This window comes from Streptomyces lydicus, assembly GCF_004125265.1.
GTDB classification, from domain to species: domain Bacteria; phylum Actinomycetota; class Actinomycetes; order Streptomycetales; family Streptomycetaceae; genus Streptomyces; species Streptomyces lydicus_C.
Genome location: NZ_RDTE01000003.1, coordinates 7,191,776 through 7,210,115, shown reverse-complemented (window position 1 = coordinate 7,210,115; position 18,340 = coordinate 7,191,776). Strand labels below are relative to the sequence as shown.

Genomic DNA, 18,340 nt, shown 5'->3' with positions numbered 1-18,340 from the left:
GGCGTCCCCGGGTCTCGGTCTCCTGCTGCCCGTACTCCTCGGCTCCGTCGCGCCGGCGCAGGCACACCCGGGCCGGGCCGGTGGCCTGGAGGGTGATTCCGGCAGCGACCGGCACCTCCTGGTCCACGGCTTCGAGTTCGTACGTCCGCAGCAGCACGGCCAGCGCCAGCACGGACTCCAGCATCGAGAAGTGCTGCCCGATGCAGGCGCGCGGCCCGCCGCCGAACGGGAACCAGGCGTAGCGGTGCCGTTCCGCCTCCCGCTCGGGTGCGAAGCGCCGCGGATCGAAGCGTTCCGGGTCCTCCCACAGCTCCGGGCTGCGGTGGGTGACCCAGGGCGCGACGAGCACATCGGCACCGGCCGGGATGCGGTAGCCGCCGATCTCCGTGGCGGCCACGGCCCGGCGGCTGACGACCGGTGCCGCCGGATACAGCCGCATGGACTCCTTCAGCGCCTGGGTCAGATACGGCAGACGGTCCAGGTCGGCGGCCGTGGGGGTGCGCTCGCCCAACACCCGGTCGATCTCCTCGCGCACTCTTTGCTGCTCCTCGGGGTGCCGGGCGAGGAGGTGGAGGGTGAACGCGAGGGAGGTCGCGGTGGTTTCGTGTCCGGCCAGTAGGAAGATCAGGACCTGTTCGCGGACCTCGGTCGCGTCGAGGGAGCCGTCCTCGTCGTTGCCGGCGGCGGCCAGGAGGGACAGCAGGTCGTCCCCTGCGTCCCTCTCGCCCCTCTCATCCCTCTCGTCCGCCGCCTCCGTGGCCGTCCCGCGCGCCGCCCTGCGGTCCGCGATGATGCGGTCGCACAGGGCGTTCAGCTCGTCGGTGGCGGCCCGGGCCCGCAGGTTCACGGGGGTGGGCCATTCGCGCGGAACCGGGTTTCTCCCCCCGCCCGGCCCTCCCGCATCGGGGGCGCGGCGTCGCCCGTAGCATGAGCCGGATGATCGACAAGCGTGCCGGACGGGCAGCCACCGCGGCCCCGTGCCGGGTCACCGTATGCCGGGGCTGCTGCTGCGGCGATGCGGCCAAGATCCCGGGCGTCGACCACACCGGGCAGATACCGCGGCTGCGCGCGGCGCTCGACGGCGCGGCGCCGGTACGGGCCTCGGAGTGTCTGGACGTCTGTGACCAGGCGAATGTGGTCGTGGTCCAGCCGTCGCCCGCGGGCCGGGCGGCCGGTGGGCGACCGGTGTGGCTGGGGCTGGTCAACGACGATGAGGCGCTGGCCGATATCGCCGCGTGGATCCGCGCCGGCGGGCCCGGCCTGGCCGAACCGCCGGGTGTGCTCGACCTCTATGCGATCAAGGTGTCGCGACGGGTACGGGAGGGGCTGGAGGGCTGAGGCGCCCACCGGCCACCGGCCATGGGTTACCGGAGTCTTACGACCGCGGGCCTGCCCGCCCCGCACCGCGCGCGCTGGTGTTGGCTGGAGCCATGACGTCTCTCTCCAGAAGGGCACGCTGAGCCCGTGCACCGCGCAACGCCGCCCTCCGCGTCCCCGCCCGTCCCGCTGCACGGGCCGCCGCGCCGTGTTCTGGTCGTCGAGGACGATCCGACCGTCGCGGAAGTCGTCACCGGCTACCTCTCCCGCGCCGGCTACACCACCCGACACGCCGCCGACGGTTTCGCCGCCCTCGACCGGGCCGCGGAGTTCCGCCCGCATCTCGTGGTGCTCGATCTGATGCTGCCCGGCCTCGACGGGCTGGAGGTGTGCCGCCGGCTGCGCCGCTCCGACGACGGCCCGGCGGTCCCGGTGGTGATGCTGACGGCCCGCGGCGAGGAGGCGGACCGCATCCTGGGGCTGGAGCTGGGCGCCGACGACTATGTGACCAAGCCCTTCAGCCCGCGCGAGCTGGTTCTGCGGATCGGCTCGGTGCTGCGCCGTGCCGAGGCCGCGCCGCCGGCCGCGGCGCCCTCGGCCGTCCTGTGCGCCGGGGACCTCCGTGCCGACCCCGGCGGCCGGCGCGCCGACCGTGATGGACGCGAACTCTCCCTCACCGCCCGCGAGTTCGACCTCCTCGTCTTCCTGATGCGCCACCCCGGACAGGTCTTCTCCCGGGAGGAGCTGCTGGCCCGCGTCTGGGGCTGGGAGTTCGGCGATCTGTCCACGGTGACCGTGCATGTGAGACGGCTGCGCGAAAAGATCGAGGCGGACCCGGCCGCGCCACGGCTGGTGACGACGGTCTGGGGCGCGGGCTACCGCTTCGACCCCGAGGAGGACGAACCCCCGCCGGAGCCCGGACCGCTGCCGGGAGGCGATCCGCTCTCATGACGGACTTCCTGGTCATCGTGGCGCTGGCGGCGCTGGGCGCGGCGCTGGCGGGCCTGCTCGCCGCGCCCGCGGTACGGGTGCTGCGGCGGCGCTCGGTCGCGCTGTCGCTGTTCGCGGTGGCGGTGCTGGCGGTGGCCGCGATGGCGGCGGGCACGGTGGCGGTCGCCCAGGCGATGTTCCTGTCCGGGCACGACCTGGGCGTGGTGATGGCCGTGGTGGCCGTCTCCGGGGTGGTGTCGCTGGCGGCCGCGCTGCTCTTCGGACGCCGGATCGCGGCGGGCAGCCGGGAGCTGGCACGCTCGGCCCGTACGGTCGGCAGCGAGGGCGGCTTCGTGGCACCGGCCGAGCCGCCCACCGCCGAACTTGCCGCGCTGTCGCGGGCCTTGGAGGAGACCAGCGGGCGGCTCGCCGAGGCACGGGAGCGGGAGCGGGCGCTGGATGCCTCCCGGCGCGATCTGATCGCCGGGATCTCGCACGACCTGCGCACCCCGCTCGCCGGACTGCGGGCGATGGCCGAGGCGCTGGAGGACGGGGTCGCCGAGGACACCGCGCGCTACCACGCACGGATGCGGGTCGAGGTCGACCGGCTGGCCGCCATGGTCGACGACCTCTTCGAACTCTCCCGTATCCAGGCCGGCGCGCTGGCCCTGACGCTGTCGCGGGTGTCGGTGTACGACCTGGTGGACGACGCCCTCGCCGGGGCCGGGCCGCTGGCACGGGCGGGCGGGGTGCGGCTGGTGGACGGCGGGGTGGCGCCGCTGCCGGTGCGGGTGGACGCCCAGCAGATCACCCGCGTCCTGGGCAATCTGCTGGTCAATGCGATCCGTGCGACGCCGGCGGACGGCACCGTGGCGGTCAGCGCACGGCACGAGAAGGGCCGGGTGATCCTCGCGGTCGAGGACGGCTGCGGGGGCATCCCGCCGGAGGACCTGCCGCGGGTCTTCGACACCGGCTGGCGCGGCGGCGCGGCCCGCACCCCGCGCGCGGACGGCAAGGGCGGCGCCGGACTGGGCCTGGCGATCGTCCGCGGGATCGTGGCGGCCCATGAGGGCCGGACGACGGTACGGAATGCCGGGGCGGGCTGCCGCTTCGAGGTCGAACTGCCGTCGGCGGAGGTGGCGGTGGAGCCGTAGGAGGGGCGGCGGAGGGCGCGGACGGTCCGGCGGGCGGCGTGGGGCCGAGCCGTCCGCGGGCGTGGACGTATGGGTGTGTCTGACGCGCCTTTTGGCACGCCTTGGCACCCCGGCGCGCTTCAGCGCCGTGCGGCCACCCCGTCCCGGCCCTCCGGATCCGGGCCGCGCTCTCCGGGCCCCTCTTGGCTCTCGGCCCGGCGCTAGGGGGGGTGTCTCTCCGATCAGGCCGGATCAGGGAGCGGGGTCTGGTGCGTGCGATCGCAAGGCGGAGGAGGGAGTCGACGCGGAGCGGTTGGGGTCTCCCCTGCTTGAGCGAAGCCGAGAGCTTGGGGAAGAGTGACGACAACGCGGATGGGGGTCCCCCCCCCGCGCCGTTCAGGCGTGGGGGAGTGCGTGCCAGACCCCGCGAGCCCGGCATGATCGGGGAGACACCCCTAAGCCCGCCGCTCCTCCCGGGGCCCGCCCGTCCGCTCCTCGCGATCCTCGTCCCCCGTCCGGCGCACCGGCAGGTCGCGGACGGCCCCGACCGGCGAGAAGAGCAGGATCAGGGCGGCCAGCGGCACCCCGGCGGTCATGATCCACATAGCCGTGCGGAGGCCGAGGGCGGAGCCGAGCGCGCCGCCGAGCAGCGCGCCCAGGGGCAGCGTGCCGTAGTTGAGGAAGGAGCTGCCGGCGATCAGCCGGCCGAGCAGGGCCGGCGGGCAGTAGCGCTGCCGGAAGCCCGCATTGAGGGTGTTTCCGCCCACCACACCCGCAGAGACACCGAAGCTGCCCGCGACGTAGAGCAGGGCCCCGGCGCCGTGGGTGGCGAGGGGGATGAGCAGCGCGGTGCCGGACAGGCCCAGTTCGCACAGCAGCATGGCACGGGCCGTACCGAACCGGTCGGCGGCCCGGCGCGCCAGGAAGGCGCCCGCGATACCGCCCGTACTGGCCAGCGCCAGCAGTCCGCCGACCGCGCCGGGCGGCAGACCGGCCTCGCGGACCAGGAAGACCGCCGCGATCGACTGGTACCCCATGAGCGCGAGGTTGGAGGCGGCGCCGAAGAGCGTCAGGGTGCGGAACCACACGTCGCCGGTGACCAGTCGCAGCCCCTCGGCGATGTCCGCGAACAGGGTTCGCGAGGCGTGGTCGCGGGGGTCAGGGCGTGGCTCGCGGTGCCGGATGCGGAGCAGGCACAGCAGGGATATGAGGAAGGTGGCCGCCTGGGCGGACAACGCGTTGACGGCGTCGGCCAGTTGGGCGAGGAAGCCGCCCGCCCCCTGCCCCGCGATCTGTGCCGCCGAGGCGCTGCCGTGCAGCTTGGCGTTGCCCTCGGCCTGGTCGGCCAGTGCGAGCAGGGTGGGGAGATAGGCGCTGTAGGCGGTCTGGAAGACCACCGCCGCCGCACCGGCCAGCAGGGCGACGGCGATCAGCAGGCCGAGGCTGAGCCCGCCGTACCGGGCGAGGACCGGTACGGCGGCGAACAGCACCAGCGACAGGCCGGCGGCGCCCAGCATCAGGGGCCGGCGGCGGGTCCGGTCCACCCAGACACCCACCGGCAGGCCGATGAGCAGCCAGGGCAGCCAGCCGCAGGCACTGAGCAGCCCGACCGCGAAGGTGGAGGCGTGCAGGGTGGACACCGCTGCCAGCGGCATCGCCACGGCGGTGACCGCCGCCCCGAACTTCCCCGCCGTCTCACCGCACCACAACAGCCGGAAGTCACGATGGCGGCGCAGCAGTCCGCTCATCGCTCGTGACGCTCCTTGCGCGGGAAGGCCTGCAACTGGACGACGACGGGCCGCTCCTCGGGGGTGTCGTCCCCGCCGGATCCGCCGTGCGCCGCCGCCCGGTGCCGTACGACCACCTGTTCCAACTCCTCGTTCAACGCGGCGAGTTGTGCGGGTGTCAGGCGCAGGTCGTGCCACTGGGAGAGGGTGCCGGCGTCCCGCCATTCCGGGGCCCAGTCCTCGGTGAGGTAGCTGACGACCCGGTTGAAGTGCTGCTGGACGATCTCGTGCACATAGAGCTCCAGCGCGCCACGGGTATCCGGATCGTCGCGGAACTCGGTGGTGTCGAGCCGGTGGGCGACCCGGACCGCCCGCCACCATCTTTCACGCTTGGTGCCGCGGCCGGTCTCCTCCTCGATGAAGCCGTGTTCGGCCAGGTGCCGCAGATGCCAGCTGACCGTACCGGTGTTCTCGCCGAGACGGCGCCCGAGCCCGGTGGCGGTGTCCGGCCCGTCGAGCCGCAGCAGCTCCAGGATGCGCATCCGCAAGGGGTGGGCGACCCCGCGCAGACTGCGGGCGTCCATCCGGCGGGTCGGGGGTGCGGCCGGCGGCGTCGGCCGGGGCGGGCGCGGTGGTGTCGAGGCGTCAGACATGAACGGCAGCCTAGAGTTGCAGAGACTCCTCTGCATAGAGTTCTCTGCAGAGATTTCCCTGCATCTGCAGCGATTTCCCTGCAGAGGATTCTTGGCAACGGGTGGAACGGCCCCGCCGTTGGATACCGGGACCGGCCGTCAAAGCCCCCGTTCGCGCTCTCCCACGCCGTCGCCCTCGTCCCCGTCCCCCGTCGTCTCCCCCTCCCCCTGCACCCACAGCGGATGCTCGCGCCGCGCCCATTGCGCGTCGACGGAGCCGGTGCGCAGGCCGCGGCGCGACTCGGGATCGCCGTACGCCTTCCCGACATGGCCGGCGATCACGATGACCACGGCGAGCGCGAGCCAGTCGTGGACGAAGGTGGCGCCGGTGCGCCAGGCCAGGGGCGCCAGACCTGTGATCCACATCAGCAGACCGGTGCCGAGCATCACCAGGACCGCGCCGGCGATCCAGGCGGCGTAGAGCTTCTGCCCGGCGTTGAACTTGCCGGCCGGGCGGCCCCCTCGGCGGCGCAGTGCGGCGCGCAGCCACTGGCGGTCGTGCGGACCGAAACGGTTGAGGCGGGTGAGGTCGGCGCGCAGGGCGCGGGAGCCGAGGCCCAGCAGCAAGGGGACGGGCAGCAGGATGCCGGACCACTCGTGGACGGTGACCATCAGGTGGCGGCGGCCGACGAGTTCGGCGAGGAAGGGGAGGTAGAGACAGCCGGCGGTGAGGACGCAGACGGCCATCAGGGTGGCGGTGGCGCGGTGCACCCGGTGTTCGGCGGGGGTGAAGCGCGGGATCCGGGGGCGCGCCGTGGTGGCCCGGGACCGGCCCTCAGGTGGTCGGGGCATCGTCGCGTCCGTTCGAGCGGCCGACCCAGGCGTCGATGTCATATCCGAGGTTCTCCCAGTAGCCGGGCTGGACATGGTCGGTGACGGTGATCCCGGAGAGCCACTTCGCCGACTTGTAGAAGTACATGGGCCCGACATAGAGGCGCACCGGGCCGCCGTGGGCGTGCGCGAGCGGCTTGTCCTGCATCCGCAGGGCGACCAGGACGTCGTCGCGGCGGGCCTGTTCGAGGGTGAGGGATTCGCTGTAGGCGCCGTCGAAGCAGGTGAAGCGGACGGCCTTGGCCTCGGGGCGGACGCCCACGGCATCGAGGAGGGCGGAGAGGCGGACGCCCTCGAAGGGGGTGGCGGGCACCCGCCAGCCGGTGACGCACTGGACGTCGCGGACGAGCCGGGTCTGCGGCAGCCGGCGCAGACCGGCGAGGCTCAGGGTGGTCCGGTGGCGGACCAGGCCGTCGATGGTGAGGCGGTAGGTGTGGGCGTCCTTGGCCGGTACGGAACCGGTCACGGAGTAGTAGCGGAAGCCGCCGCCGCCCGGGAGCAGCCCCGTCAGGCCGGTGGGGTCCTGCTGTGCGGCGGCCCCGAGGGTGCTGTCGTAGGCGCTCTGCAGGAAGGGGGCGGCGGCGACGCCGGCGGCACCGGCGGCGAGCATGCCGAGCACCACCCGGCGGCCCACGGGGGTGCCCTGCCCGTCCTCGCCGCCGCCCGCCGGGCGGGGCCTCTTCGCGTCCTTGGTCACCCTTCGATTGTGGACACCCCGCGGGCGCCGGGGCCAGCGTCCCGGCCCCGGCGTCAGACTTTCGTCATCAGCACCGCCGGGTCACGGGGCGACGGCGTCCGGGGCGCGGCACAGTGCGGTGGCCCGCGCGGCCCGGAACGCCCCCGTGCCGTCGCGGCCCGGGTACGACCACGGGGCGCGGGTGGCGTGCGGACCGATCCGCTGGAACAGCGTGGCGGCCTCGGCGGTCCTGCCTTGGTGGAACGCGGCATGGGCGAGGAAGTTGAGATCGATCTTGCGGCGCGGGTGCTCCTCGCCCTCCCACTCCAGCCACCAGTCGACGGCGGTCTGCAGCACCTGTCGGGCGCGCCGGGTGGACCAGTGGCCCCAGTCCGCGGGGTCGGGGGGAGCCAGGCCCGCGGCGGCGAGGACGCGGTAGCGCTCGGCGTACGCCACGACGGGGAGCAGGGCGAGCGGGGAGTCGGCGGGGGCACGTGCCGCCGCGCGGGCCGCGAAGACATGGACCGGGTGCCGCGGGTCGTCGGTGACGCCCGGCAGCTGCTCGGCCAGGGAGGCGGTCATGAGGTGGTGTGCGTGGTGGTGGTCGCGATGGCGGGCGCAGACCTGGCGGAAGGCGTGGGCCCGTTCGCCCGGGGTGCCGGTGCGGCGGGCGAGGATCAGCGCACCGAGCCAGGGGGTGGGGTCGTCGGGCAGCATCCGGGCGGCGGTGGCACAGGCTTCGATGGCGGTCCCGGTGCCGCTCTCGCCGCGCAGGGCGAGATGGACGGTGGCGAGGGCCAGGAGGGTGGCGGCGTCACCGCTGTCCGGTTCGGCGAGCAGCCAGTCGCCGGCCCATGCGGCGCTGCCGGGGCAGGTGGCCAGGACGGTTAACCGGTGGCCGCGCAGATCCCACTGCGCACCGGTCCCGGCGAGCAGGGTACGCACCCTGGCCCACTGGCCGAGCGTCAGCGCCTCGGCCGCGAGGGCCAGTTCGGCGTCCTCCAGGGCCGGGGTGAGCACCGGGGCGCCGGGGCAGCGGGCGCGTCGGAGGGGTGGCGGCATCGGTGGCGACATCGAAATCACGGGTCAGGGGCTCCATCAGGGGCTCCATGGCGCGCCGCACCGGCCGTCTCGCCGCACCGAGTCGTCCTCGGTGAGCGGGGACCGGTTCCGCGCACCTCTACAGAGGGTGATGACTTGGTCCGCACCAGTCATCACGCACAGCAAAGCGGCCCGCAGAGCTCCGCGTCAAGGCGCGAAGGGGAATGGCCGGATCCGCCCCCTCTGCTTCGTCTGCGGAAGGGGGCGGCCGGCCGCCGGAACCCGGCCGGAGGGGCCAGGCTTCTCCCGCGTCACGCTCCCCCGAACCGCCCCTCCCGCGTCACGCTCCCCGCACCGCACCGCCCCGTCAGGACACCGCCCGCCCCGCCGCCCGCCCCGCCGTCCGTCCGGAGAAAAGACAGCCCCCGAGGAAGGTGCCCTCCAGCGAGCGGTAGCCGTGCACCCCGCCGCCGCCGAACCCGGCCGCCTCACCCGCCGCGTAGACGCCGGGCAGGGGCGCGCCACCGTCGGTCAGCACCCGCGAGGAGAGGTCGGTCTCCAGACCGCCGAGCGTCTTGCGGGTGAGGATGTTCAGCCGTACGGCGATCAGCGGGCCGGCCTTGGGGTCGAGCAGCCGGTGCGGCGCGGCGGTGCGGATCAGACGGTCCCCGAGGTACTTACGGGCTCCGCGCATCGCGGTGACCTGGAGGTCCTTGGTGAAGGAGTGGGCGATCTCCCGGTCCCGCGCCACCATCTCGCGGCGCAGCACGTCCGGGGATATCAGCGGCTCCCCGGTCAGCTCGTTCATCCGCCGCACCAGGTCGTCCGGGGACGGCTCGACGATGAAGTCGGCGCCGTGGTCCATGAACGCCTGCACCGGCCCCGGCGCGCCGCCCCTGGCCCGGCCCAGCACCCCGCGGACGCTCTTGCCGGTCAGATCGGGGTTCTGCTCGGAGCCGGAGAGGGTGAACTCCTTCTCGATGATCTTCTGGGTGAGTACGAACCAGGTGTGGTCATGGCCGGTCCGCATGATGTGTTCGAGGGTGCCGAGGGTGTCGAAGCCGGGGAAGAGCGGCACCGGCAGCCGCTTGCCGCGCGCGTCGAGCCACAGCGGGGACGGTCCGGACAGGATCCGGATGCCGTGCTGCGGCCAGACCGGGTTCCAGTTGTCGATGCCCTCGGTGTAGTGCCACATCCGGTCGCGGTTGATGATCCGGCCGCCGGCCGCCTCGGCGATGCCCAGCATCTTGCCGTCCACATGCGCGGGCACCCCGGACAGCATCCGCCGCGGGGGCTTGCCGAGCCGTTCGGGCCAGTTGGCGCGCACCAGCTCGTGGTTGCCGCCGATACCGCCCGAGGTGACGATCACGGCCTGGGCCTTGAGCTCGAAGGCGCCGGCCACCTCGCGGCTGCTGGGCCTGCCGCGCTCGGCGTCCGAGGGCTCCAGGACCTCGCCGCTGACCGTGTCCACGCTCCCCGCGGTGCGCGACAGCCCGGTCACCCGGTGGCGGAAGCGCAGCTCCACCAGTCCGCGGGCCACCCCGGCCCGCACCCGGCGCTCGAACGGCGCCACCAGCCCGGGTCCGGTGCCCCAGGTGATGTGGAAGCGGGGGACGGAGTTGCCGTGGCCGGTCGCGTCGTAGCCGCCGCGTTCGGCCCAGCCGACGACGGGGAAGAGCCGTACGCCCTGCCGGTGCAGCCAGGAGCGCTTCTCGCCGGCCGCGAAGTCGACGTAGGCCTCGGCCCAGGTGCGCGGCCAGTGGTCCTCGGGCCGCTCAAAGCCGGCCGTGCCCAGCCAGTCCTGCCAGGCCAGCTCATGGCTGTCGCGGATGCGCAGCCGGCGCTGTTCGGGGGAGTCGACCAGGAAGAGGCCGCCGAAGGACCAGTGGGCCTGTCCGCCGAGGGACTGCTCGGGCTCCTGGTCGAGGAGGATCACCTTCCGTCCGGCGTCCACCAGTTCCGCGGTGGCCGCCAGGCCCGCGAGCCCCGCTCCGATCACGATCACATCAGCGTCGTACGCCATCTCAGCAACTCCTCAACGGGGCACGCCGGGCGCCCCGGCCGCCTGGTGGAACGATCCTCAGCGCACCCGACTGCCGCGTCAACCACCCGGTTACCGCGCAGTACACAGAGGCGCGCGGGAGAATGGTCGGTGACGAGGGCCACCCCACGGCCGCCGCCTGATGACTATCCTCAGGCGCATCCCCCGCCCCCCGATACGAGGTGCGACGTGACGGTGATACTGCTCGCCCTTGGAGCGGCCTGCTGTCTGGGACTCGGTTTCGTGTTTCAGCAGGCCGCCGCCCAGCACGCCCCGATGAAGGACTTCCTCTCGGTGCGTCTGCTGCTCGATCTGGTGCGGATGCCGCTGTGGCTGGCCGGTATCGGTCTGATGGTGGTCGGGATGGCGCTCGGTGCGATGGCGCTGGGGATGGGCGACATCACTCTCGTGGAGCCCCTGCTGGCCACCAATCTGCTGTTCGCGATGGCGCTGTCGCGGCGGCTGACCCGGCAGCGGCTCGGCCGGAGCGGCTGGGCCGGGCTGTGGCTGCTGGCGGGCGGGGTGACCGCCTTCATCGTGGCCGGGCGCCCTCAGGGCGGGCAGCGCAGCACGGATCATCTGTGGCAGTGGCTGATCATGGGCATGGTGCTGGGCACCGCGTTGCTGCTGGCGGCGGTCGCCAAGCGGGAGCGGGTGCATGTGAGCCTGGAGGCCGCCCTGCTGGGGATCGCGGCGGGCCTGATCTACGGGCTGCAGGACGCGCTGACCCGGATCAGCGGGGAGCACTTCGGCCAGGGCGGCTGGTCGGCCCTGGTCACCAGCTGGCAGCCGTACGCCATCGTGGTGCTCGGCGTGCTGGCGCTGGTGCTCGTACAGAGCGCCTTCGAGTCGGCGCCGCTGCGGCTCTCGCTGCCCGCGCTGACCGCCGCCCAGCCGCTGGCCGGCATCGCCTGCGGGGTGGGGTTCCTCGGCGACCAGCTGCGGGTGACGCCCGGGGCGCTGGCGTGGGAGGTGGCCGGGATCGTGGCCGTCGTCGCGGGCATCGTGCTGATCGGCAGCCATCCGGCGATGCCACCGGGGTCCGGCCGGCGCGAGAACGTACGGGAGCTGCAGCCGCACTGAGGAGGTCGTCCCGGGCCACTCCCCCGCGATGGCGGACACCCTCGCGGACCGCCGCCCGGATACCGCCGCCCGGTGGGCCGTGCCGGGGGCCCGGGTGGTTGCATGGCTGGCATGACCGATCAGCAACCGCTCAACGCGGACGAGATCCTCGACGTCGTCGATGAGAACGATCAGGTCGTGGGACAGGCCCCACGCGGTGAGACCTACGCCCGCAGGATGCGCACCCGCAGCACGTTCGTCCTCGTCCGGGACGAGGCGGACCGGATCTTCGTCCACCGCCGCACCCCGCAGAAGCTCGTCTTCCCCTCGCACTACGACATGTTCGTGGGCGGGGTGGTCGGCGCCGGCGAGACCTACGACCGGGCGGCGCTGCGCGAGGCCGAGGAGGAGCTGGGCGTCCAGGGGCTCGAACCGCCCCGGCCGCTGTTCAAGTTCCTCTACGAGACGGCCGAGCACACCTGGTGGTCCGCGGTCTACGAGGTGCGCTGCACCCTGCCGGTCGCCCCGCAGGAGTCGGAGATCGACTGGTCCGCGTTCCTGACCGAGGAGGAGCTGGCCCGGCGGCTGGACGAGTGGCCGTGGACGCCGGACGGGCTCGCCGCGTACCGGCAGGTGCTGGCGCGGCGGGAGGCGGGGGAACTCTGATGCGCCCCGGGCAGGGCACCGGCCGGCCGATAGGGTTTCGGCCATGATCCTCACTGAGGGACTGCGGTCGGCCGGTGCCGCCGTACGGCTGTGGTTCTCGCCCGCGCGGGTCCGCGAGGAGGGCGCGACCCCCGACTACCGCTTCTCGCTCGCCAACGAGCGCACCTTCCTTGCCTGGCTGCGCACCGGGCTGGCGCTGATCGGCGGCGGTTTCGCGGTGGACCAGTTCCTGCCCCGGCTGCACCAGGGGCTGCGGGTGTCCTTCACCGTCGTCCTGCTGGTGGGCGGCGCGCTGTGTGCGCTGCGGGCGGTCAATCACTGGGTGCGCTGCGAGCGCGCGATGCGGCGCGGCGAGGACCTGCCGGTCAGCCGCTTCCCCACGGCGCTGGCGCTGAGCGTCGGCGTCCTGGCGGTGGCGGTGGTCGTGCTGGTCCTCCTGGGCCGGACCACCTAGCCGGTGGCGGGCGGAACACGGCCGGCGGCGGGAATGCCGCGGCCGGCCCCCGACCGGGACCCCGGGCTGCAGCCGGAGCGGACCAGGCTGGCGTGGCGGCGCACCACGCTGTCCGCCACGGCGATGGCGGCGCTGGCCGCCCGTCAGCTGCTGCGGAGCGCCGCCCCCGGACCGGTGGAGGTGGTGCTGGCGGCGCTGACCGGCCTGTTGTGGCTCGCGTTCGTGGCGCTCGCGCACCGCCGGATGCGGGCGATGGTCACCGGCCGCCCGCCGGGCCTGCCCCCGCGGACGGCCCTGCTGCTGGTCGGCTGCACCCTCGGGCTGGCGCTGTGCGGCGCGGTGCTCCTGATACGGCCGGGACACTGAACCGGAGTGCGGCGCGGTGCTCCTGGTACGGCCGGAACACTGAACCGGAGTGCGGCGCCGGGGTGCGGCGCCACCGCGGCGGGCGGCAGAGGTACGGTGACGCGACCCCCGCCGTCCCGGGTCGGGACCGACTTCCCCCCGGCAGCGGGGAACAAGGGACCACCGGACAAGGGGACACACCCGCATGGGCGACTCGGCAGCACGGAACACACCGGCACAGACCCCGGCAGCACACACCTCGGAGGCACCGGCCGCCGAGCCCTACCTCACCGAACTGGCCGCCGGAGTCCACGCCTTCATCCAGCCGGACGGCGGCTGGTGCCTGAACAACGCGGGCTTCATCACCGACGGGGACGCCACCCTGGTCGTGGACACCGCCGCCACCGAGAGCCGGGCGCGCCGGCTGCACCGCCGGATCGCCGAGAGCGGCGCGCCCACGCCCCGGATGGTGGTCAACACGCACCACCACGGCGACCACACCTACGGCAACTGCGTCTTCACGCCCGAGGCGACGGTCATCGGGCATGCCGCCTGTCGCAGTGAACTGCTGGCCGCCGGGCGCCAGTTGCACGCGGTGTGGCCCGAGGTGGAGTACGGCGACATCCGGCTGACGGCGCCCGAGGTCACCTACGCCGACGAGCTGACCCTGCACGTCGGGGACATCGAGGTGCGGCTGATCCACCCGGGCGTGGCGCACACCCCCGGCGACACCGTCGTCTGGCTGCCCCGGCAGCGCATCGTCTTCGCCGGGGACCTGGTCTTCCACGGCGGTACCCCGTTCGTCTTCATGGGGTCACTGGCCGGATCGCTGCGGGCACTGGAGTTGCTGCGCACCCTGGACGCGGTCACCGTCGTCCCCGGGCACGGTCCGGTGACCGGCCCCGAGGTGTACGACGGCATCGAGCGCTATCTGCGGTTCGTCGGCGAGCTGGCGCAGGAGGGCCTGGCGGCCGGCCGTACGCCGCTGGAGGTGGCCCGGGAGGCGGACCTCGGCCCGTTCGCGGAGCTGGCCGAGAGCGAGCGACTGGTGGCGAACCTGCACCGGGCGTACGCGGAGCTGGCGGGCACCGCGCCGGGCGCTCCGCTCGACGTGGCGGCCGGGTTCGGCGATATGACGGTGATGAACGGCGGGGTGCCGATGGCGTGCCACGCCTGATCACGCCGTGAGGGCGGCGGCGGCCTGAGAGGGGGCCGGGGGGGCGACGGGGGGGCGGGGGTCAGGGGGCAGGGGCGACCGGGGCAATAGGGCAGCCGGCCCCGGCCCGGCCCAGGCCCGGCCCAGGGGCTCCCGGGCCGCCCGTATGGCGGAAAACCCCCGCGTGACCCACACCCCACGCCCCGGCACTGGACGCCATACCGACTAGTCGGCATGATCGTGCTGCAACCGATCGACCGACCGACCGTCCACTCCGTACGGAGGAGCACGATGAGCAAGGGCACCCCTCCCCCGCAGGCCCCGGGCCGGGAGGATCCTCCCGGTCTCGACCTGGAGCGATTGCGCGAGCATCTGGACCGGGAGCGGCCGGGGCTGGCCGGCGGCCGGCTGCGGGCACAGCTGATCGAGGGCGGGCGGTCCAACCTCACCTACCGCGTCACCGACGGCGCCGCCTCCTGGGTCGTCCGCCGGCCCCCGCTCGGCCATGTACTGGCGACCGCGCACGACATGCGGCGCGAGCACCGGGTCATCAGCGCCCTGCACGAGACGCCGGTGCCGGTGCCCGAGGCGCTGCTGCTGTGCGAGGACGAGTCGGTCATCGGTGCACCCTTCTATGTGATGGAGCTGGTCGAGGGCGTGCCCTACCGCACGACCGGCCAACTGGCCCCGCTCGGGCCCGAGCGCACCCGGGCCGTGGTGCTCTCCCTGGTCGACACGCTCGTGGACCTGCACGCGGTGGACCCCGAGGCGGTCGGTCTGGGCGACTTCGGCCGCCCCGAAGGCTTCCTGGAGCGCCAGTTGCGCCGCTGGGGCAAGCAGTTGAGCGCGTCGAAGAACCGTGACCTGCCGGGGATCGACGAGCTGCACGAGACGCTGGGCCGGACGCTGCCCGCCTCACCCGCCCCTGCGGTCGTCCACGGCGACTACCGCCTCGACAACGTCCTGATCGGGGCCGACGACACCCTCAAGGCCGTCCTGGACTGGGAGATGTCCACGCTCGGCGATCCGCTGACCGACCTCGGCCTGCTGGCGATGTACAGCTCGGACCTGGGCCTGCCGCAGTCGCCGGTGAGCACCACCAGCGGTGCCCCCGGCCACCCCTCGCCGGGCGAGCTGATCGAGCGTTACGCCGCCCGCTCCGGCCGGGACACCTCCGCCATCGCCTGGTACACGGCGTTCGCCTGGTTCAAGCTCGCCGTGATCCTCGAGGGCATCCACTACCGCTTCACGCTCGGCCAGACCGTCGGCGCCGGGTTCGACCGGATCGGCGAGCTCGTCCCCGTCTTCATCGAGCACGGACTCACCACCCTCAAGGAAGGCTGAGGCACCCATGGACTTCGCATACGACGCCCGGACCGAGGAACTGCGCGAAAAGCTCCTGGCGTTCATGGACGAGCACGTGTACCCGGCCGAGCGGACCGCGCATGAGCAGCGGGCCGCGCTCGCCTCGCCGTGGGACACCCCGGCGATCGTCGAGGAGCTGAAGGCCGAGGCCCGGCGGCAGGGGCTGTGGAACCTGTTCCTGCCCGACGCGGAGCACGGCGCCGGGCTGACGAACCTCCAGTACGCCCCGCTGGCCGAAATCACCGGCCGCAGCCCCCAGCTGGCGCCCACCGCACTGAACTGCGCGGCACCGGACACCGGCAACATGGAGGTACTGGCGCAGTTCGGCAACGAGGCGCAGCAGAAGCAGTGGCTGGAGCCGCTGCTGGCCGGCGAGATCCGGTCGGCGTTCGCGATGACCGAGCCGGAGGTGGCCTCGTCGGACGCCACCAACATCGAGACGCATATCGCACGGGATGGCGAGCACTACGTCATCAACGGCCGCAAGTGGTACATCTCCGGCGCGATGAACCCGCTGTGCCAGATCTTCATCGTGATGGGCAAGACCGACCCGGACGGCCCGGACCTCCGCCGCCAGCAGTCGATGATCCTGGTCCCGCGGGACACCCCCGGCGTGGAGGTCAGGCGCGCCATGCAGGTCTACGGCTACGAGGACCACTACCACGGCGGCCACGCCGAGGTGGTCTTCCACGACGTACGGGTGCCGGCGAGCAATCTGATCGGCGAAGAGGGCGGCGGCTTCGGCATCGCCCAGGCGCGGCTCGGCCCCGGCCGGATCCACCACTGCATGCGGCTGATCGGCATGGCCGAGCGCGCCATCGAGCTGATGTGCCGCCGCGCGGTGACCCGTACGGCGTTCGGCAAGCCGCTGGCCCAGCAGGGCGTGGTCCAGGAGTGGATCGCGGATGCCCGGGTGGCGGTGGAGCAGCTGCGGCTGCTGGTGCTGAAGACCGCCTGGCTGATGGACACCGTCGGCAACAAGGGCGCCCACACCGAGATCCAGGCCATCAAGATCGCCACCCCGCGCACCGTCGTGGACATCCTCGACAAGGCGGTGCAGCTGCACGGCGCGGGCGGCGTCAGCCAGGACTTCCCCCTGGCGGAGCTGTGGGCCGGCGCCCGCACCCTCCAGCTGGCGGACGGCCCCGACGAGGTGCACCAACGGTCGCTGGCGCGCCGCGAGTTGAAGCGCTACCTGTAGGCCTGACGGCCCGGGGCGACCCCGGTACCGCAGCCGTGCCCGAGGGGGTGGGGACCTCGGGCACGGCCTGCGTACGCCGCGAGCGGGGCTCCGTGTCCACCGGTCGGAGCGGGCCCCGGCCCGGAGGGTCCCGCCGCTATCCTCGGGGGATGCGTATCGGAGAACTGGCACGGCGGACCGGGGTGCCGGTTCCGTCGATCAAGTACTACACCCGGGAAGGCATGTTGCCCCCGGGCGAGCGCATCAGTCCGAACCAGGTCCAGTACGCCGAATCGCACATCCGGCGGCTGAAGCTGATCCGGGCGCTGACCGAAGTGGGCGGTCTGTCCATCGCGGCAGCCGCCGAGGTACTGGCCGGCATCGACTCTCCGGGCACCACCCCGCAGGGCATGCTCGGGACCGCGCAGTCGGCGGTCAGCAAGGTGGCCGCCGAGCGGGGCACCGACGAGATGTGGGAGCACGCCGAGCGCGAGGTCGCGGAGCTGGTGCGGCGGCACGACTGGGCGGTGCGGCCGGAGAATCCGGGGTGGCGGACGCTGGTACAGGTCGTGGTGGCCTACCACGAGCTCGACCAGAGCGAGCTGCTGGGCCTGCTCGACCGGTACGCACAGGCCGCCGGGTCCCTGGCCGCCGCCGAGCTGGCGGCGTTCGACGGGGTCCCGAGCCTCGACGCCCAGATCGAGGGTGCGGTGCTCGGGACCGTACTGGGCGACGCGGCGATGGCCGCACTGCGGCGTATCGCCCAGGAGGACGTGGCCCGGCGGGTACGGGAGCGGTCTCAGACGGGCTGAACGGGCTCGCCGGCCGGCACGAGGTGGTGCACCCGGGCCGGCGGCAGGTTGCCCAGCACCAGTTCGGTGCGGAAGGTGTGCCGGTCGAGTATGCGGCGCAGCGCGTTCTGGCCGTCGAGGACATGGGGGCGGGCGGCCTTGCCGGTGAACGTGCGGCGCGCCGTGGCCCCGCCGACGTAGCCGAAGAAGGAGAGGGTGCCGCCGGGCCGCAGGGCGCCGAGCAGCCGGTCGAAGATGTCCGTGGTGGTCGGGGCGTCGAAGTTCGCGAACGGCAGGCCGCAGACGATGGTGTCGTAGGTGCCGAGTTCGTGCTCCTGCACCAGGCCGGTGAGGAACTGCAGCCGGGGGTCGCCGCCGTAGGCGCCGTGCAGGATGTCGACGAAGCGCGGGTTGGCCTCGACCAGGTCGAGGGTGTCCTCGCGGCCGAGCGCGTCGGCGATGTGGCGGGTCACCGCGCCGGTGCCCGGGCCCACCTCCAGGATCGCGCGGGAGCGGCCGGGGCTGGGGACGAGGTAGCGGGTCAGGGCCTTGCCGAGCCGGGGACTGCTCGGAGCAATCGCGCCCACCTCCCGGCGCGTCCGTGCGTACTCCCGGAGAAACAGCGTCACTTCAGCCACAAGGCCACCCACATCGGTAGTGATAGCAGAACTATCGATACCGTAAGTTACGGATGGCGGATGAGGACAGCCCCGATCCGTAACCACCCCTTGAGTGTCATGGCCCGGGGGCGCATTCCCGCAGGCCTTGCGCGCAATCCAATAAATTCCTGAAGATGTGGTGAAGGCCGTCAAAGACGCGGCGGGAGGCGGTCCGGCCCGCCTCGATGTGGCCGGTCCGATACCCAGGGTGAGGGTGTGTGAGGAGCGCCACTCCCGCGCATGTGGCCAACGGAACACCGCGGCCGGCCGGTAC

At 73.4% G+C, this 18,340-nt stretch carries 18 protein-coding genes and 1 pseudogene; 11 read left to right on the top strand and 8 right to left on the bottom strand.

The genetic code is table 11. The annotated features are described in order from the left end of the window. Positions 1-55: 55 nt before the first annotated feature. A pseudogene (locus D9V36_RS34225) lies at positions 56-871 on the bottom strand (cytochrome P450); the annotation flags it as partial. A 65-nt stretch (positions 872-936) separates the two neighbouring features. Between D9V36_RS34225 and D9V36_RS34220 the strand changes: the two are divergent. The 3 genes from D9V36_RS34220 (at position 937) to D9V36_RS34210 (ending at position 3,401) form a co-directional block, all read left to right on the top strand. Next, a complete protein-coding gene (locus D9V36_RS34220) occupies positions 937-1,338 on the top strand; it encodes a (2Fe-2S) ferredoxin domain-containing protein (protein ID WP_129297178.1) in 402 nt (133 codons plus the stop codon). A gap of 126 nt (positions 1,339-1,464) precedes the next feature. Further along, complete coding sequence (locus tag D9V36_RS34215; protein WP_129297177.1) at positions 1,465-2,268, top strand: response regulator transcription factor; 804 nt, start codon at positions 1,465-1,467, stop codon at positions 2,266-2,268. Continuing rightward, positions 2,265-3,401 carry a sensor histidine kinase gene (locus D9V36_RS34210; RefSeq protein ID WP_129297176.1) on the top strand — a complete coding sequence of 379 codons (1,137 nt, stop codon included), beginning with the start codon at positions 2,265-2,267 and terminating at the stop codon, positions 3,399-3,401. Before D9V36_RS34215 ends, D9V36_RS34210 begins: the two co-directional genes overlap by 4 nt. Positions 3,402-3,835: 434 nt before the next feature. Here D9V36_RS34210 and D9V36_RS34205 read toward each other — a convergent pair whose 3' ends face one another. The 6 genes from D9V36_RS34205 to D9V36_RS34180 all read right to left on the bottom strand — a co-directional run bounded on the left by D9V36_RS34205 (position 3,836) and on the right by D9V36_RS34180 (position 10,370). Next, positions 3,836-5,128, bottom strand: coding sequence for an MFS transporter (locus D9V36_RS34205; RefSeq protein ID WP_129297175.1), 1,293 nt, complete (start codon positions 5,126-5,128; stop codon positions 3,836-3,838). Beyond that, on the bottom strand, positions 5,125-5,691 hold the full coding sequence (locus D9V36_RS34200) for a winged helix-turn-helix domain-containing protein (RefSeq protein ID WP_129298883.1): 567 nt from the start codon (positions 5,689-5,691) through the stop codon (positions 5,125-5,127). The genes D9V36_RS34205 and D9V36_RS34200 overlap by 4 nt, the downstream gene beginning before the upstream one ends. Positions 5,692-5,898: 207 nt before the next feature. Further along, positions 5,899-6,591, bottom strand: coding sequence for a cytochrome b/b6 domain-containing protein (locus D9V36_RS34195; RefSeq protein ID WP_129297174.1), 693 nt, complete (start codon positions 6,589-6,591; stop codon positions 5,899-5,901). Beyond that, on the bottom strand, positions 6,575-7,327 hold the full coding sequence (locus D9V36_RS34190; RefSeq protein WP_241721141.1) for a molybdopterin-dependent oxidoreductase: 753 nt from the start codon (positions 7,325-7,327) through the stop codon (positions 6,575-6,577). The genes D9V36_RS34195 and D9V36_RS34190 overlap by 17 nt, the downstream gene beginning before the upstream one ends. Before the next feature lie 81 nt (positions 7,328-7,408). Continuing rightward, positions 7,409-8,380 (bottom strand): tetratricopeptide repeat protein, encoded by a 972-nt coding sequence (locus tag D9V36_RS34185; RefSeq protein WP_129298882.1) that lies wholly within the window; start codon positions 8,378-8,380, stop codon positions 7,409-7,411. 334 nt (positions 8,381-8,714) lie between these two features. Further along, complete coding sequence (locus tag D9V36_RS34180; RefSeq protein ID WP_129297173.1) at positions 8,715-10,370, bottom strand: FAD-binding dehydrogenase; 1,656 nt, start codon at positions 10,368-10,370, stop codon at positions 8,715-8,717. A 207-nt stretch (positions 10,371-10,577) separates the two neighbouring features. On the opposite strand from D9V36_RS34180, the gene D9V36_RS34175 reads away from it, so the two are divergent. From D9V36_RS34175 to D9V36_RS34140, 8 genes are all read left to right on the top strand, one after another. Beyond that, complete coding sequence (locus tag D9V36_RS34175) at positions 10,578-11,471, top strand: DMT family transporter (protein ID WP_129297172.1); 894 nt, start codon at positions 10,578-10,580, stop codon at positions 11,469-11,471. Between the two features lie 111 nt (positions 11,472-11,582). After that, a complete protein-coding gene (locus tag D9V36_RS34170) occupies positions 11,583-12,116 on the top strand; it encodes an NUDIX hydrolase (RefSeq protein ID WP_129297171.1) in 534 nt (177 codons plus the stop codon). 43 nt (positions 12,117-12,159) lie between these two features. Then, positions 12,160-12,570 carry a YidH family protein gene (locus D9V36_RS34165; protein ID WP_129297170.1) on the top strand — a complete coding sequence of 137 codons (411 nt, stop codon included), beginning with the start codon at positions 12,160-12,162 and terminating at the stop codon, positions 12,568-12,570. 33 nt (positions 12,571-12,603) lie between these two features. Beyond that, on the top strand, positions 12,604-12,936 hold the full coding sequence (locus D9V36_RS34160; RefSeq protein WP_164993088.1) for a DUF202 domain-containing protein: 333 nt from the start codon (positions 12,604-12,606) through the stop codon (positions 12,934-12,936). A 184-nt stretch (positions 12,937-13,120) separates the two neighbouring features. Next, complete coding sequence (locus D9V36_RS34155) at positions 13,121-14,092, top strand: MBL fold metallo-hydrolase (RefSeq protein WP_129297168.1); 972 nt, start codon at positions 13,121-13,123, stop codon at positions 14,090-14,092. Between the two features lie 270 nt (positions 14,093-14,362). Then, complete coding sequence (locus D9V36_RS34150; protein ID WP_129298880.1) at positions 14,363-15,415, top strand: phosphotransferase family protein; 1,053 nt, start codon at positions 14,363-14,365, stop codon at positions 15,413-15,415. A 7-nt stretch (positions 15,416-15,422) separates the two neighbouring features. Then, a complete protein-coding gene (locus D9V36_RS34145; RefSeq protein WP_129297167.1) occupies positions 15,423-16,637 on the top strand; it encodes an acyl-CoA dehydrogenase family protein in 1,215 nt (404 codons plus the stop codon). 149 nt (positions 16,638-16,786) lie between these two features. Beyond that, complete coding sequence (locus tag D9V36_RS34140; RefSeq protein WP_129297166.1) at positions 16,787-17,428, top strand: MerR family transcriptional regulator; 642 nt, start codon at positions 16,787-16,789, stop codon at positions 17,426-17,428. On the opposite strand, the gene D9V36_RS34135 is transcribed toward D9V36_RS34140, so the two are convergent. Beyond that, the gene (locus tag D9V36_RS34135) at positions 17,416-18,036 is read right to left on the bottom strand and encodes a class I SAM-dependent methyltransferase (protein WP_129297165.1); all 621 of its coding nucleotides are present in this window, start codon (positions 18,034-18,036) and stop codon (positions 17,416-17,418) included. The two genes, D9V36_RS34140 and D9V36_RS34135, sit on opposite strands and share 13 nt — an antisense overlap. Between the last annotated feature and the right edge of the window lie 304 nt (positions 18,037-18,340).

Excerpts from the sequence above, each read along its gene's own strand:
- D9V36_RS34220 (WP_129297178.1), top strand. The coding sequence starts at position 937 with ATGATCGACAAGCGTGCCGGACGGGCAGCCACCGCGGCCCCGTGCCGG.
- D9V36_RS34210 (WP_129297176.1), top strand. The coding sequence starts at position 2,265 with ATGACGGACTTCCTGGTCATCGTGGCGCTGGCGGCGCTGGGCGCGGCG.
- D9V36_RS34205 (WP_129297175.1), bottom strand. The coding sequence starts at position 5,128 with ATGAGCGGACTGCTGCGCCGCCATCGTGACTTCCGGCTGTTGTGGTGC.
- D9V36_RS34200 (WP_129298883.1), bottom strand. The coding sequence starts at position 5,691 with ATGGACGCCCGCAGTCTGCGCGGGGTCGCCCACCCCTTGCGGATGCGC.
- D9V36_RS34195 (WP_129297174.1), bottom strand. The coding sequence starts at position 6,591 with ATGCCCCGACCACCTGAGGGCCGGTCCCGGGCCACCACGGCGCGCCCC.
- D9V36_RS34185 (WP_129298882.1), bottom strand. The coding sequence starts at position 8,380 with ATGTCGCCACCGATGCCGCCACCCCTCCGACGCGCCCGCTGCCCCGGC.
- D9V36_RS34180 (WP_129297173.1), bottom strand. The coding sequence starts at position 10,370 with ATGGCGTACGACGCTGATGTGATCGTGATCGGAGCGGGGCTCGCGGGC.
- D9V36_RS34170 (WP_129297171.1), top strand. The coding sequence starts at position 11,583 with ATGACCGATCAGCAACCGCTCAACGCGGACGAGATCCTCGACGTCGTC.
- D9V36_RS34165 (WP_129297170.1), top strand. The coding sequence starts at position 12,160 with ATGATCCTCACTGAGGGACTGCGGTCGGCCGGTGCCGCCGTACGGCTG.
- D9V36_RS34160 (WP_164993088.1), top strand. The coding sequence starts at position 12,604 with ATGCCGCGGCCGGCCCCCGACCGGGACCCCGGGCTGCAGCCGGAGCGG.
- D9V36_RS34155 (WP_129297168.1), top strand. The coding sequence starts at position 13,121 with ATGGGCGACTCGGCAGCACGGAACACACCGGCACAGACCCCGGCAGCA.
- D9V36_RS34150 (WP_129298880.1), top strand. The coding sequence starts at position 14,363 with ATGAGCAAGGGCACCCCTCCCCCGCAGGCCCCGGGCCGGGAGGATCCT.
- D9V36_RS34145 (WP_129297167.1), top strand. The coding sequence starts at position 15,423 with ATGGACTTCGCATACGACGCCCGGACCGAGGAACTGCGCGAAAAGCTC.
- D9V36_RS34140 (WP_129297166.1), top strand. The coding sequence starts at position 16,787 with ATGCGTATCGGAGAACTGGCACGGCGGACCGGGGTGCCGGTTCCGTCG.